The organism is Variovorax sp. RA8, assembly GCF_901827175.1.
GTDB lineage: Bacteria > Pseudomonadota > Gammaproteobacteria > Burkholderiales > Burkholderiaceae_C > Variovorax.
In genome coordinates this window covers 74,963-88,739 of sequence record NZ_LR594664.1, presented here as the reverse complement: position 1 = coordinate 88,739, position 13,777 = coordinate 74,963, and the positions used below count along the sequence as shown (strand labels likewise).

Below are 13,777 nucleotides of genomic sequence, written 5' to 3'. Positions count from 1 at the left end.
ATTCGGGCTGAAAAAAGCGCGCACCTGAATTTCGCTATATGCGAAAAGTCAGTATCCTTCCGCGCCATGGCTACCCTCCTTCCTCTGCCGCCCGCTATCGCCTACGGACTGCCCTGGAGGATCGTTTTCCCGACGAAGCGAGCGCCAGTGCTATTGGAGCGTCTCGCCTACCCGGATTTCGTTGCCAGCCTGACTCCGGGCGAGCTTGAGTACTGCGAGATCGTTCTCGCCGCCCGCCTCACAAAGATGCTGGCGGCCCGCAAGCTTCCGAACTCGCTCGGGCGGGCACACGTGAACCTGAGCACTTCTGAGATCCTGTTCGCGCAGCTCTCGCCCCCCGGACTGAAGGTCTCACTGGGCTCCTTGCGGTACACCCTGCATCAGGCTCTCGTGTGGGTCGACACCAGCCTGAGCCGCCTAGTGAAAGCGCTGCGCCCGGACCCCGGCACCCGGCAGCCTGAGTATCAGAATCAGTTCACCGAAACGGACTGGGTGACGATCGGATATGAAGACGCGCCGCCGGCGGCCCCACGAGGGCCGAAGCCTGGATCGCCTCCGGTCAGACGTCCTGCAAAACTGCTGCTGACGCCACCGGCCAACAAAATGGAGCGCCGCAAGCGCCAGGACGACGCGCTGCGGCTTCGATCGAAATCAGGCCACACGATCAAGGGCGACGACTATCGGCTCGGCTGGCTGCTCTTCGAGGCCCACAAGGTGGTGTCCCTGAACCGACCGGAGATCTTCGATGCGGATCACGTCATCGGGAAGCTCTCGCGCAGCATCATCCCTGGCGCAACGGACCTCGCGAAGATCCTCGAGACCCAGCTCAACGCGTTGGAGAATATGGATATCACGCAGGAGATTCGTTGGATCCTGCGGGAGCTTCATGCGAACACCTCCTCCCCCAAGCCGTGGACGCTGGAGAGCCTCCTTTGGGCCTTCGGGGTCTCCGAGGACGGCAAGTTCGACCCGCATTTCTGGTCAGCTGCCGCGCCCCCGAACACATTCCATCTCCGCCGCAAGCTCGGGACAATCACCGCGCCATTCCGCGCATCCGCCTTCTACTCGCCGGCCTTGGCGGAGATGGCGGATCACCTCACGTCATTGCCCTTCATGGGCTCTCGCCACCTCCGGACGCGGCTCGGGCCGGTCGTCGGAGATTCGAACGTCATCGGCGTGGCGCGATTCATGACAGACGTTGCTCAGGTGAAGCTAGGACGCATGGACAACGTCCCGGTGGCGCTCGATGGCCGCACCTGCGACCTGTTCTACTGGAATCAGGACATCCAGCTCTCCAGCGTCCTCGACGTGTGTGACCTGGCCCGGGATCTGACGGCTGCGAGGGGCGCGTTCCGGCTTGAAGAGATCGTCGCCGCTTTCGGGAAGCGCTTCGAGACTTCCCGCCAGGAAATGCTGATCCGGGAGATCTTGAACGAGTGGAGTGCCGTGCACTGGCTCGATCTGCCCGGGTATGGCGTCGTCATCGGCGCAAGCCAGATCGTTGGCATCGTCGAACAAATGCTCCACGCGGCCTGGCCCCATGCCGTGCCCATCGACAAGGTCGTCGAGGCGCTGGACATGCTCAGAGCAGTGCCCCGAGACATCCTCTCCGCTCGCGCAAGGCTTCGAGGGCAAGAGGCGGGGCTCGTCGAGAAGGAGGTGCTACTCGAGGCCCTGGCTGCATCGGGCAAGATGCGCAGGGTCGGCCACGCATCGCTCGCGCTCATGCACAAGCCCAAGTCGGACTACTGGGCGGCCTGGCGGCCGGTGGAGCGCGATCTGATCGACTTCCTTCGGTCCGTTGGCGGCACGGCCTCTAACAAGGCGATCTTCCAGCACTTCAAGACTGACAAGTCCGCGGAGCCTGAAGCACTCGCTGATGCCATGAAGACCTATCCGTACCTCTACGCCCCAGCGCCGCGATGGACAGCCTTGTGGCCATGGGCGATGCAAGGGACTGAACAATGACAGCTGAAACGGGTCCCGAAGACCTGAAGAACGCGCTGTTTCTTCACTCCTATGGTGATTTCAAGACCTACAGAGGGTCACTCTTGGGCGACGGCGTCGGCGCCAGCGAAGGGGCCTGGTGGATTGCGGTCGCCGACATGAGGATGGTGTACGAGTTCTACCCGATGCAGGCGAAGACTGACCCCGAAACCGGGATGCTGCTCGTTCACGACTTTCAGAGCAAACGCACCTTCGATCAGCTGCGCGACGAAGGCGAGGCAAGGATATTCTTCTGGGCTGCCCGCGATCCCCGCAAACTCATTGGCCTAATGAGGGCGATCCTCCTTCTCATCCCCTAAAGCGATGGGCGCGGCCAGAGGATTCAAACTGGGAAATCTCAACTTGTCGCGCAGCTGATCCGGCTAAGTCACAAACTCATTGAGGAGGCTGCAGGTTTGGCGGTTGAAGGTCACCGGGAGTTCGCCGTCATGGAAGGACTGCGCTGAAAACCAGTCTGGACCGGGTCGTTCATGAAGGTCTGATCCAGCGAGGCTTGAGGAACGTCTCTCGCGCCGAGTTTCTTCTGGCGGAATGCCCGAAAATCACCTCATGGAAGAGCGCCACTACCTCAACGTCCCCTTCAAGGAGAAAGATGCCGCGAAGGCGTTGGGCGCGCGCTATGACCCCGAGTGCCGACGTTGGTGGGTTCGTCCCGATGTAGATCTGTCGGCCTTCGCGAAGTGGGACCACCTGCCGACCACCACCGGCTCGCCCGCGGTGCCAGCAGCCCCGTCGGCCAACGCCTCGGACCTGTTCGCCCCGCGGGAGGTCGCCGTCCCAGCCGGCGGCGAGCTAGCACCGACGGCGAAGGGCATCCCCTTGTCGCGCCTGCTGGGTGGCGTGGCCACCGCGATCGCACAGGCTTTCAAGGGCGGCGTCTGGACGATGGTCGAAGTCGTGAACGCGAAGCTCGGCAGTGGCCACGTCTACCTCGAAGTGTCGGAGCGGGACAAGGCCGGCCAGGTGCTCGCAAAGGCGCACGCCATGATCTGGGCAAACGTCGCGAGCAAGATCCTGCCCGAGTTCGAGCGCGCCACCGGCGCCTCGATCGCCGCGGGCATCAAGCTGCTCGTTCGCGCCAGGCCAACCTTCAAGGCCCAGTACGGCTTCAGCCTCGAGATCGATGCCATCGACTCGGAGTACACGCTGGGCGATCTGGAAGCCCGCAAGAGGGAGATCCGGGCGCGCCTGCAGCGCGAGGGCGTCTTCGAGCAGAACAAGCATGTGCCACCGCCGTGGGACTTCACCTCGGTGCTGGTCGTTGCGCCGCACGAGGCGGCCGGCCTCGGCGACTTCCGCAAGGAATCCGATCGCCTCGCGCAGTTCGGGATCTGCCGCTTCACCTACGTGCACAGTCGCTTCCAGGGCGAAGGTGCGGCCCGCGAGATCGTCGCGGCGCTATCGGCCGCGCTGGACGAATGCGCAGCGGATGATGACCTGCCCGATGCGATCGCCATCATCCGCGGCGGCGGCGCGGTGAACGATCTTGCATGGCTCGACAACTACGACCTGGCAAGATTTATCTGCGATCAGCCCCTCCCGGTCCTGACCGGCATCGGGCACGAACGCGACAGCACCATCCTCGACGAGGTCGCATTCGCGAAGTTCGACACGCCCAGCAAGGTGATCGGCGCGATCGAGAAGCTCATCGCCCGCCGGGCGCGCGAGGCCAAGGCCGCCTCCGATGCGATCATGGGCGCCGCAGCGCGGGCGGTTCGCGAGATGCGGGCGGCCGTTGAGCGCGCCCATGGCCAGGTGGCGGCGGACGCTACCGCAAGCGTGGCGCGCGTGCGCCAGAAGAGCCGGGACGCGATAATGCGATCGGTTTGGCGGCCGTGCGAGACGTCCACCAGGCCGGCCGGGACAGCCTGCGGCTGATGACCCAGGTGCGCGAGGGCGCCGCGGCCCAGGTGGCCACCGCGCGCCAGCTCGTGCCGAAGCACATGGCCGAGGTACAGGCTCGCGCCACCTCCGGCCTGGCGGAAGCCCGCAGCAGCTCGCGGCTCGCGCTCAACACCGTCCTCGACCGGGCCAGCGCCGGCGCGCGCGCTGCGCGGCGCCAGGCGGACACCCAGTTCGCGGTGATGGGTGAGCGGGCCACAACCACGCTGAGCCGCGCCCGCGCGAACTCAGAAGCGCTGATCCGCGAGGTCACCGGGCAAGGCCCCGAGAAGACCCTCAATCGGGGTTTCGCCATCGTCCGCGACGCAGCGGGCCAGCCCATCACCAGCCTGGCGCAGGCCGCGCCAGAGCAGCCCATTGAAATCCAGTTCCGGGACGGCACCATGGCTGCGCGTTCCGGCAAACCGAAGTGAAGGACATCCAGCATGGAACAGCAGACCTTTCGCACCGCGTACGACGTGCTCCAGAAGCACGCGGAGACCTTACGTGAGCAGAAAGAGCCCAATATCGACGATCTGCTCAAGATCGTGACCGAATCCGTCGCTGCCTACAAGGTCTGCACGAAGCGCATCGACGCGGTGGAGGAAGCCCTCAAGGCTGCGCTTGAGGGGGCCGGCGTCAACGGTATCGAGTGAGGAGAGCGGCGCGGCCGCAAGCGACGGAGGGAGGCGCCGACGGGCCGCCTCGTAGCTCGAAGCGAGGCGGCGGCTTGATCGCGTCGGCTGGAAGCTCCCTCCAAGATCGTCTCACGCCATCGTCGCTTGCCAGGAAGGCAAGAAGACGCAGCTACCTTATCCACGGTGCACAGGCAACGCGCCGCTTAGCAGGCGCCTCCCTCTACTCCAGCATGGGGGTTGCGACCATCGGCAAACTCTATTTTCAGTAGAGCTATTGAAAGTGCCCCAAGGCTTGTTACAGGAAACGGGTCACTTCCCGACCAGGAAGAGTAGCGCGACGAAGATCAGGCCGGCGCCCCATTTCAAGGATGTTCTGAGCTTCTCTACGTTCGCGCTCAAGGCCACGACTGCGGCGGCAACGGGGTCGGCTGGGATCAGTGCGGAAGCCGGGATTTCCGTGTTCGGCTCATCTTCGGATACGTAAGGGTCCGGCTCCGGAGGGGGCGCGATGGCGTGAAGGGTGTTCTTCGTGATGATGCTGTTCACGTACCCGTTGGCGTGCTTCGGCCAGTCCAAGGTATCGCCTGGGTCTGCCGGCCGCAAGAACAAGTTCTCGTTGCGGGCGCCGGGTGCCATCGGGTGATGGGTCGTGAATACCTTTAGGCGCAGCACCAGGATCATGCTGGCGACCTTGCCTTCTGCGATCGCGGCAATCAGAGGCTCGAACGCTGCCTTGGGCAGGTACAGCGCGACGTACCACTGATCCTTGGTGCCGTGCTCCCAATCGGCCCTGTTGAACCCGATGTTGGCGAAGCCAGCCGGGCTGAGAAACCAGGCTGTTCACCGTCGTCTCGGAGCGGAACTTCCCGATCCCAGATGCCCAGCTCAAGGGTTCTGGTCTTCTTGTCGGGCTCGCCGATGATGGAAATGTCGCGGTCCTGAAGCACCGCGGTGCCTGTGATGTACCGCTTGGCCTGGACGCCTTCATCCGTTTCGTCTTGGATCTGCATTGCCTCCTGGATAGAGTGCACGTCCAAGATCACCTGCCATCCAGGGTAGTACCTGCGCTTCTTACCATCCTCGAAGGCAACTTCGATCTCTTTGTGCTCGTTCTCGACGATTTGGATTGGCAAGGTCTTCTCCTTCTTGGTTGTGTCGGTATGTTACTCACCGACCGTTGCCAAGACCTCGCGCCCCGGACTTCCTCCCTCGTCACCGATTTTTTCTCACAAGCAAACGAGCAGCTGCTACTTTCGGCTTAGTGCGTGAAACACACAGGCTAAATCATCTCACCCTTTAGATTCGTGTCTATCTACTATCGCGGACATGAATTCCCGCGATGCTTTCTTCCGCCGCCGCCCCATACTTACGGACTCCCAGGTTGCCGACCTTCTCGAACGGGTCTGCGCGTCCCCATCGCAGACTGCCGGCGGTCCCATCAAGTCGCAGATGTGGCTGAGCCTGCCCAACAACGGCAAGTGGCGCCAGGGCGCATTCGGCGGTATCGATGCGACGCCCGATCTGATGAGCCTTTTCGGTCGCGAAACCCTGTACCACGTCGTCGGCAACGATACGGCCGCAAGCCACTACTACGTCGAACTCGTCGAAAGAGTCGATGGCGCGCATGACCTGTACCTGAAGTACCAGCACATCCTCGGCTCGCGGCTACTCGGCGGCGTCTCCGATGAGCAGATGGAGACGCTTCGCGCCCGCTTCGAGGGTCGTCTGCCCTTGCCCGAGTTCAAAGCCGGCCCGGTCGTCGCGCACGCACGCGAGGTCCCGGCCCTTGCCGCCGGCAATGCGCGAATCGGCTCGCTCCTGAACAAGATCCAGTCGACCATGCAGCCACCCGCAGCGCAGATCGCGCCAGCCGAAGCCCTGGCCGACCAGCCGAACGCGGCGAGGGCTATGGGTCGCTCTGCCGGCGGTGCGCCCACCGCGGTCGCACCTGCACAAGCAGTTGCCCCCGCTCTCACGCTGGACGGCGCCGCCCTGCCCGATGCCGCTGGATCGCGCGGCCGCCGCATCGACAAGGACGTGCTCGCGGTCCTACGCGCCGGGCGCACCGAGGACAACAAGTTCTTCCTCGGGCCGGAACAGCTCGACCCCAAGCTCTACAAGCGCGTGAATGCCGTGCTGAAAGACCTGGGTGGCGCCTGGAAAGGTGGCAAGACGCGGGCCCACGTCTTCGAAGGTGCCGCCGACGAGGCCGTGGCCGCCGTCATCGCCTCGGGCGAGTACCTCACCGCCAAGGATTTTGGCTTCTTCCCGACTCCTGCCGGCTTGGCCGATCGGGCCGTGGCCATGGCGGGCCTGGCCCCCGGCATGAAGGTGCTCGAGCCGAGCGCCGGTGATGGGAGCCTCGCGCTGCGCGCCGCGGCCATCGTGGGTGCACAGAACGTCACGGCTTGCGAGTTCCTGGACCGAAACGTTGCCAAGCTCAAGGCCGCGGGCCTGACCGACGTGATCCACGGCGATTTCCTCGCGACGGACCCAGCGCCCATTTACGACGCCGTGATCATGAATCCGCCCTTCGGGAATTTGCAGGACGTCAGGCACGTCGAGCATGCCGCGCGATTTCTGAAGCCCGACGGCGTGTTGATCGCCATCACGAGCCCCAGCTACCAGCACCGCAACACCGCTGCCGCCACAGCATTCCGTGACTTCATGGACGCGGCCCAGGCCGACGCGGAGGACATCCCGGCGGGCACCTTCCGCGAATCTGGTACCGAAGTCGCCACTGTGCTCCTAAAGATGGACGCCTGCAACTTCCCTTGGCACCTCGCTGAGGAAGACCAGCAAGAAGAGGCGGAAGAGGAGCCGGAAGAGCTGGCCGAAGCGCCACGGGGATGACGCAGATGCTCACCGAACTGATCGCCCGCGACCTTCTGACCGCTGCCCTTTCGCGTCTCGTGGCGCCCGGCGAGACCGTCGAGGTCCTCGGCATGCAAGTCTCCTGCAAGCCCAACGGCAGCACCCTGCAGATCCGCGACAACGAAGGCTACGTGCTGGATCGCCTCGCCGTCCCGCCCCACATCCGCGCCGACGCGGACGCCGCCCTCAACCCGCCCGAAGAGCCCTGCGCCGCGCCGACCGTGCGCGGCTGATCCGCCTTCCCGCCCCGCCCCGAATCCCACATCACCCCGATGAACGCCGCTCTTCAAACCACCGACACCTACTGCGCCCGCCAGATCGAAGCGGTCAAGTACAACGGCTGCCTCCTGCGCACCATTCCACGCCGGGAATGGACCGAGGAGCTGAAGCTCGCAGCGGTTCGGAGCGAAGGCCGTGCCCTGCAGCTCATTGCCGAGCCCAGCCCGGCCGTCGTCCTCGCGGCCGTTGAGCAGGACGGCGACGCCCTCCAGTTCGTGGTCGAGCAGACGGACGAGATCTGCGCGGCCGCCTGCCGGCAATGGCTCGGCGCCCTCCACCACGTCGCCGACGACGACATGCGCGAGCGCGTCATCGAAGGGCTCATCGAGGAAGGCGTGCTCGCCAAGCACCCCTTCAGCGAAGCCGCCAACGCCCCCGGGTACGCCGGCTGACCCTCCAAGGAAAAGAGCACATGTCCAGCCTCATCGCTGCCGCCCCCTCCGCGGCCCCGCCTTCCAGTGTCTCCCTCATGACTATCGAGTACGTGACGCGCGAGCTCTTCAAGGGCAAGTCGCTGCGCACGGCCGCCAAGAGCTTCTGCACGAAGTTCAACGGCCAGGACAACATGTTCCTCGGTCGGGTGAACCACTCGATCGAGGAAGTCATGCAGGCCGTTCTCGAGGATAAAGCCAAGCTCGCGATCGCCGGCGCCGCGCGGATGAAGCCCGGCAACGCCGAGATCGCGATCCGAGGCACGGCAAAGCAGTTCAACCTGCCCCCCGCCGAGCTGGGGCGAGGAGTGGCGACCATCGTCGCCCGCTCGGCTTCGATGGAGTTCATCGAAAGCCGCGACCCGTTCGCCCTCGCCGTGAGCATGTTGAACGCCGTGCACCCGGCCGCGGGCCAGGTGCAGCACGATGAAACCGTACAGGACGCCCCTGCGGCGCCGCGCGCATGACCTGGCTGGCCCACTCCATCTTCACCGTCCCGCTGCGCGAGGGAGTCACCCGCGCGGATGTCGAGGCCGCCGTTCGTCCGCTCACCGACTACTTCAAGCTCACCGTCGCTGCGGCGGACCTGGAGTAGAAGAGCACCTGGGTGATGATGCCCTCCGAACGTGAGCTTTCGGTTCGCTTTGACGGGAAGGTCTCCGAAGACTTCGCCCATCGCGTCCTCGAACCGTCCCTCAGTGCGCTCGAGCCGCTCGCCGCAAGCCCCGCGGCGATCGCCGTCTTCGATCTTCAGCATCGCGTCTACGGCCCGCTCACGCCCGCCACCCCGCGGATCAGCAAGACCGTGGGCGCCACCTCGGTGCTGCCGCAGCTGCAGCCCGTGCACGACCTGATCGACGCCGCTCTCCAAGCCGCCGGGCAGGTTCCCGGTGGGCCGGTTCACGACCGCCTTCTCAAGGCCGTGGCCGAGTTCGCCGACCTCCGGACCACGCAGGGCTGGGCAGTGGCCGACGTGCTGGAGCACGCCCAGAACCTCGACCCCGCGCCGAAGGTGACCCGCGAAACGGCCCGCTCGCTGCTCTTCAAGATGGACGAGCTTTCCGAGACGGCCGACTTCGAGTCAGCTCTATTCGGCCGCTGCGTTGCCGAGGGCCTGCTCGCCGAAGACCCGAACATGCCGGACGCCGATGAATGGGAAGCCATCTGCGAGGAGTTCGGCCTGGACGGTTCCTTCCTGTACACCGACGAGCAGGTGCGTGAGTACACGCAGAAGTACCGGGAAGGGCCGCACGAGACCGAGGTCGAATTGGACTCCCCTCGATGAGCGCCCGCCCCATTCCGCCGACAATTGTCTTCCACGGCACAAGCGCGACGTTCGACGCGTTCGCGCCCAACCCGCGCGGCATCTTCTTCGCGGAACAGTTCAACTCCGCCGCGTCCTACCAGCGCATCCGCAAGGCCGGCGAGCCGCGCGTGATCGCCGCGAGCGTGGACATCAGGAACCCCTGGACCATCATCCGCTACGGGCTGGACGTGCCGTACAGCCAGCAGGCCGACCAGTCCGCTACTGCGCTCAAGGCCCGCGGCTTCGACGGGATGTACATGCCCCACGAACGGGTCTGGGTCGCATTTGAGCCCGAGCAGATCGGCATCGTGGATCACGCCGTCGCTCCGACCTGCTTCGTCGAGCACCTCCAGGCCGCCAGCGACCAGGCCGAGGCTGGATGGCACTTCGAGGAAGACGGCTGCTGGGGCATGGCGCTGGCGCTGCGCACAGCGCTGGGACCGGGTAGCGAGATCGTCCTGCGGGACGGCTTCACGCACGCTTACGTGCGCGCCGGCGGCCGCACCTTCGACTGGCAGGGCGAGAGCGACTTCACCGGCGGCCGCGTGGTCACGCGGGACCAGTTGATCACCGAAGCCCTTGCCCACGGCTGCTCGGCGGAGCAGTTGGACGCTGACTCCGAATGGGCCGACCAAATCATCGAGCGGGCCCGGCAGCTGTACCTCCTCGGAGACCACGCAGCCGAGACCGAGCTCACAACCGCAGGGCAAGCGCCCCATGGGGCTGAGGAATCAATAGCATGGGATACGACGCACGAGTCAGTTTTGAAGTCACCATCCGCGATGGCGTAACGAAGGAGGCTGTCAAGGCAGCTCTCCAGCCCCGGCTGGACGATGCGAAGTTTGACCTCCTCGACCACGACGATCCAATGGAGGAAAGGTTGGCCGCGCTGGTCGATGGCATCCTGATCGTCCGCGCAGACATCACGGCGGGCTACAACTTCCACGACCATGTGTTCCTTCCAGTCGTAGAGGCTGTCGGCGCTCTCGCTGAAGACGCCTTCGAAGCGACGCTCGAGAATCAGGATACGGGCGACGCCGAGGAACGCTACACGGATGTCATCGCCGGCCCCGCTCACCTCATCCCCGAGTACAAATCGCGCGCTGCGCGCTGGGGCCTTCGAGTGGAGGACATCGCTCTGCCCCTGAGCGCCCGCGGCTGGCCGCTGGAGGACATCGCCACGCGCGAGTGCATGACGATCGCCGCCTTCCCGAAGGATGGCCACCAAACGGAAGCCGTGTCTCGAGTGTCCGTCGACCTGGTGGGCCTGGAGCTGGACGGAGCTCGCCGCAATCGCATCGCGCGCCTGGCAGTGCTGCTCGCGCGCGAGATTGCCGGCGACGAGCTGATCCTGCATCCCCGCCCGGGCTACGGCGCTGCCGAGCGCGTGCTGGACGCCGCAGGCGGGGTCATGCGCGCGGTGAACGAGTTCGATACGGGCCTGAACGCCGGCGCGGGCAGGCCGCCCGAGGGCGCCGACTTTGAGGCGCTTCTCGATCTCGTGAAGTCCGGACTCGGGCGCGTGCGAAAGGAGGCTGTGGCTCGCGCCAACGCCGTTGCGGCATCGGTGGCGGAGAACGAGGGCAACACCGATCAAGCGAGCGCCCCCCGGGGCTGATAGACGGACATGGGATTCAACGCATATGCACGGGTCCAGGCAACCCTGCGGACAGATGTCACGCGCGAACAGGTGGAGGCCACGTGCCGTGACTTCCTCGACTGGCGCGGCTACGAACTGCTCGGCGACGACTTCGACCTGCATGAGACGGGCGTCGCCTACGACGTCTCGACGCAGCTTTTCACGCTGCAGATCACGTGCGAATGCCCGCACGGCTTCGCTACAGACACCTTCCAGCCGCTGGTGCTGGCCATCGGGGAATTGGCTGCCGAGCCTTTCGCCGCGACCCTCCTGAACGAGGACACGAGCAACGAGGACTCCCGCGAGTTCGTGGTGCAAGCCGGGCCCGCCGACCAGCTCGGCGAGTTCCGCTTCCGCCGAGCTCGATGCGCCATTGAGGAGCAACTCAAGGACATCGATCTGCCGCCTGGCACGCCGGGCGTGTCGGTCGCCGAACTGGCAGCGCAGGACACGATGACCTTCTCGACGATGGCTCCAGGCGCGCTTGATGAAGTGGCGCGGATCGCGTTGGATCTCACGGGCCTTGACTTCGACGCGGCGCGCCGCGACCGAACGCCCGGCTGGCCACGGCGCTAGCGCGCGAGATCGCCGGGGATGAGCTTCGACTTTCGGCTCGGCCGGGAGCGTCGGCGGCGATCGAGGCCGACGGGGAAACGGAACGCCGCGTCCCCCGCGGCTGATCGCCATGAGCCAAACGCCCACCTACTGGCGCAAGCTGAAGCTTCGGCTGATCGAGAGCGCCGCTGCATATGCGGCGGTCCTTGAACGCGAAGCCCGCGGCGAGGATCTTGGTCGAGCGCTCAGGGACGCTCGCTTCCGATACGACTGGAACCTCTTCGAGCTGGGGCCGCGCAATATCGCGGCGCTGGCCGAGCGATCCCTCGCGCGGGCGGAGGGATCAGTTGGAGGCGGCTCGGCCGAGGCCACACAGAACTTGGTTGAGCGAGCGAAGGAGATGGCCCGCGTGCAAAGCCTCTGCAATCATCCGGACAAGGCTCGCCGTGAGGTTTGGGGGCGCGCCAACGATCGATACGACGGGGCGTTGGAGGCAATGGGTCCAGGTGGTCTGGCCGACCTGGTCCGGCGCGACCTCGATCCGAATGCCGCCATCCTCACGGCACTCGACGACGATGGGCAAGATGCCGCCGATTTTGAAGGCGCCGAGGCCCACAGGCCTTAGCCCTGAAAGCGCGGGGGTCGCTCGGCCAGGCAGCGCGGCGCGCCATCGCAGCGCTGCTCAGCCCAGGCACTTGACTGCTTCCGCTGCCCGCTCTCGCGTTGCGCGCGCCCAGCCCCCGGGCGTGCCGACCCAAGCCTCACCGGTCTCCATGTCAACGGCCACCCATTTGCTGGGCACCCGGGTGGACAATTTCAGCTCGCACACCTCGCGCTGCTCGGGAACCTCTCGCCCCGAGCGAAGCGTGCGACCAGACTGCACCTTGACCCAGTGGAGATGGCCATGGCGCACGACCTTGCCCGCTTTCGCAGCTTCCCGGATCAGCCCGTCGGCGATGACGCTCGTGCGTTCCCTGTCGCGGGACTTTGTCAGGGGATAGATCAGCGCGTGCAGATCCTGGCGACGAAAGGGGCTGGCGCCCACACGGTCAAGCAGGGATGCGAACGCCGTCCGCATCGCTGGGGTGGGGGCAACCTTGCTTGGGGGCGACGCCCCCGTCGTGGCTGCGCTCATCCACCGGACCCGCCCGGCGCGGGGATGGACCAGCCGAAGGCGCGGCTGCAGCGTTCGGTCATCCCCTCCTGCCCGATCTCGCCCCTCAAGCGAGCGTCTTTCTGCCTGATGCACTCGGGATCCTGCCAAGCGGGCACCTCTGCAGCCTTGGCCTTGTCCTGCGCCTCCGAGCCTCTTTCAGCTCGCGCCAGCTCTTGGCTTCGTCGGACTCGCAGCCGGCTGCAAACACACTGGCCAAGAGCATGGCGACGAGGAAGAAGCGGTTCATGGATTTCGTTCTCATGAGGACCAGAATACGGAGCAGGAAAGCGATCCGTAAGGGCAACTCGAAAATAATCCGCTATCACGACGAAAGACCTTCGCACCATGCCCATCGAGCAGATCCTACGCCGTTCGGAAGAGCTTGACGACACCATCGTCCGGATGCTCGACTCCGATAGCTACCCCGTGTATGGTCCCGACAGGTTGCGAATGGGCCTGAGCGTCACAGCCGCATCCCTCTCACTGGAGCATGCCCGCGCGCTGCGCCTGCTGGTCGCCGGCGGCTTTGTCTCTTCGGCCGTGCCGACCATGCGGATGCAGTTCGAAGCGACAACGCGTTCGGCCTGGCTGCTCTTCGCGGCGAGCGACACCCAGGTCGCCCTCGCCGGTGCGCCGCTCACCGAAGAGAGCGAGGAGGCTGCGCGCGGCCTGCCAATGGCGACCGACATGATCAAGGCACTTGCGAAGGTGGCCGCGACCGTGCCAGCTGCGAACGCCCCGGCAGTCATGCTTGGGCAGTTCAACAAGATGCAGCGCAACGCCCTCAATTCCTTCGTGCACGGCGGCATCCATGCGCTGCGCCGCCATGAGGAGGGCTACCCGGTTCAGCTCGTGCGCCAGCTCGTGGAGTGCTCGAACGGCCTGGTGACGATCGGCGCGATGTTGCTGGCGATTCTGTCAGGAGACAGCGTGCTCGCGCGGCGAATGAACTACGTGCACCAGGGGTTCGAGGACTGCATCACGCCGATGCTGCCCACCTGAACGCAGCAA

19 protein-coding genes are annotated in these 13,777 nt (G+C 65.4%); 16 read left to right on the top strand and 3 right to left on the bottom strand.

Features of this window, described 5'->3' with window-relative positions; all coding sequences use genetic code 11:
• Positions 1-66 precede the first annotated feature (66 nt).
• The 5 genes from E5P3_RS33605 to xseB all read left to right on the top strand — a co-directional run bounded on the left by E5P3_RS33605 (position 67) and on the right by xseB (position 4,544).
• A complete protein-coding gene (locus E5P3_RS33605) occupies positions 67-1,968 on the top strand; it encodes a hypothetical protein (RefSeq protein WP_162590381.1) in 1,902 nt (633 codons plus the stop codon).
• Positions 1,965-2,306, top strand: a complete 342-nt coding sequence (locus E5P3_RS33600) for a hypothetical protein (protein ID WP_162590380.1) — start codon at positions 1,965-1,967, stop codon at positions 2,304-2,306. Before E5P3_RS33605 ends, E5P3_RS33600 begins: the two co-directional genes overlap by 4 nt.
• 250 nt (positions 2,307-2,556) lie before the next feature.
• The gene (gene xseA / locus E5P3_RS33595) at positions 2,557-3,885 is read left to right on the top strand and encodes an exodeoxyribonuclease VII large subunit (protein ID WP_232073624.1); all 1,329 of its coding nucleotides are present in this window, start codon (positions 2,557-2,559) and stop codon (positions 3,883-3,885) included.
• Complete coding sequence (locus E5P3_RS36035; protein ID WP_232073622.1) at positions 3,843-4,322, top strand: exodeoxyribonuclease VII large subunit; 480 nt, start codon at positions 3,843-3,845, stop codon at positions 4,320-4,322. The genes xseA and E5P3_RS36035 overlap by 43 nt, the downstream gene beginning before the upstream one ends.
• Positions 4,323-4,334: 12 nt before the next feature.
• The gene (xseB, locus tag E5P3_RS33590; protein ID WP_162590379.1) at positions 4,335-4,544 is read left to right on the top strand and encodes an exodeoxyribonuclease VII small subunit; all 210 of its coding nucleotides are present in this window, start codon (positions 4,335-4,337) and stop codon (positions 4,542-4,544) included.
• A 291-nt stretch (positions 4,545-4,835) separates the two neighbouring features.
• On the opposite strand, the gene E5P3_RS33585 is transcribed toward xseB, so the two are convergent.
• Positions 4,836-5,207, bottom strand: coding sequence for a hypothetical protein (locus E5P3_RS33585; protein ID WP_162590378.1), 372 nt, complete (start codon positions 5,205-5,207; stop codon positions 4,836-4,838).
• A gap of 32 nt (positions 5,208-5,239) precedes the next feature.
• Entirely contained in the window at positions 5,240-5,659 is a 420-nt protein-coding gene (locus E5P3_RS33580; protein WP_162590377.1) for a hypothetical protein, read from the bottom strand.
• Positions 5,660-5,975: 316 nt separating this feature from the next.
• Here E5P3_RS33580 and E5P3_RS33575 point away from each other — a divergent pair, with 316 nt between their 5' ends.
• From E5P3_RS33575 to E5P3_RS33535, 10 genes are all read left to right on the top strand, one after another.
• Complete coding sequence (locus E5P3_RS33575) at positions 5,976-7,379, top strand: methyltransferase (RefSeq protein ID WP_162590376.1); 1,404 nt, start codon at positions 5,976-5,978, stop codon at positions 7,377-7,379.
• Positions 7,376-7,633 (top strand): hypothetical protein, encoded by a 258-nt coding sequence (locus E5P3_RS33570; RefSeq protein ID WP_162590375.1) that lies wholly within the window; start codon positions 7,376-7,378, stop codon positions 7,631-7,633. The genes E5P3_RS33575 and E5P3_RS33570 overlap by 4 nt, the downstream gene beginning before the upstream one ends.
• 39 nt (positions 7,634-7,672) lie before the next feature.
• Positions 7,673-8,071 carry a hypothetical protein gene (locus tag E5P3_RS33565; protein ID WP_162590374.1) on the top strand — a complete coding sequence of 133 codons (399 nt, stop codon included), beginning with the start codon at positions 7,673-7,675 and terminating at the stop codon, positions 8,069-8,071.
• 92 nt (positions 8,072-8,163) lie between these two features.
• Positions 8,164-8,577: a hypothetical protein gene (locus E5P3_RS33560; RefSeq protein WP_162590373.1), complete on the top strand. Its 414-nt coding sequence runs from the start codon at positions 8,164-8,166 to the stop codon at positions 8,575-8,577.
• Positions 8,574-8,705, top strand: a complete 132-nt coding sequence (locus E5P3_RS36280) for a hypothetical protein (protein WP_269474024.1) — start codon at positions 8,574-8,576, stop codon at positions 8,703-8,705. Before E5P3_RS33560 ends, E5P3_RS36280 begins: the two co-directional genes overlap by 4 nt.
• A gap of 15 nt (positions 8,706-8,720) precedes the next feature.
• Positions 8,721-9,395: a hypothetical protein gene (locus E5P3_RS33555; protein WP_162590372.1), complete on the top strand. Its 675-nt coding sequence runs from the start codon at positions 8,721-8,723 to the stop codon at positions 9,393-9,395.
• Entirely contained in the window at positions 9,392-10,207 is an 816-nt protein-coding gene (locus E5P3_RS33550) for a hypothetical protein (RefSeq protein ID WP_162590371.1), read from the top strand. The genes E5P3_RS33555 and E5P3_RS33550 overlap by 4 nt, the downstream gene beginning before the upstream one ends.
• Positions 10,156-11,034, top strand: coding sequence for a hypothetical protein (locus E5P3_RS33545; RefSeq protein WP_162590370.1), 879 nt, complete (start codon positions 10,156-10,158; stop codon positions 11,032-11,034). The genes E5P3_RS33550 and E5P3_RS33545 overlap by 52 nt, the downstream gene beginning before the upstream one ends.
• Before the next feature lie 9 nt (positions 11,035-11,043).
• Positions 11,044-11,631, top strand: coding sequence for a hypothetical protein (locus tag E5P3_RS33540; RefSeq protein ID WP_162590369.1), 588 nt, complete (start codon positions 11,044-11,046; stop codon positions 11,629-11,631).
• A gap of 109 nt (positions 11,632-11,740) precedes the next feature.
• Positions 11,741-12,235: a hypothetical protein gene (locus E5P3_RS33535; RefSeq protein WP_162590368.1), complete on the top strand. Its 495-nt coding sequence runs from the start codon at positions 11,741-11,743 to the stop codon at positions 12,233-12,235.
• A gap of 57 nt (positions 12,236-12,292) precedes the next feature.
• Here the strand turns inward: E5P3_RS33535 and E5P3_RS33530 are convergent, their stop codons facing one another.
• Positions 12,293-12,655 (bottom strand): hypothetical protein, encoded by a 363-nt coding sequence (locus E5P3_RS33530; protein WP_162590367.1) that lies wholly within the window; start codon positions 12,653-12,655, stop codon positions 12,293-12,295.
• A gap of 456 nt (positions 12,656-13,111) precedes the next feature.
• On the opposite strand from E5P3_RS33530, the gene E5P3_RS33525 reads away from it, so the two are divergent.
• Positions 13,112-13,768: a DUF6988 family protein gene (locus tag E5P3_RS33525; RefSeq protein WP_162590366.1), complete on the top strand. Its 657-nt coding sequence runs from the start codon at positions 13,112-13,114 to the stop codon at positions 13,766-13,768.
• The last annotated feature ends 9 nt before the right edge of the window (positions 13,769-13,777 follow it).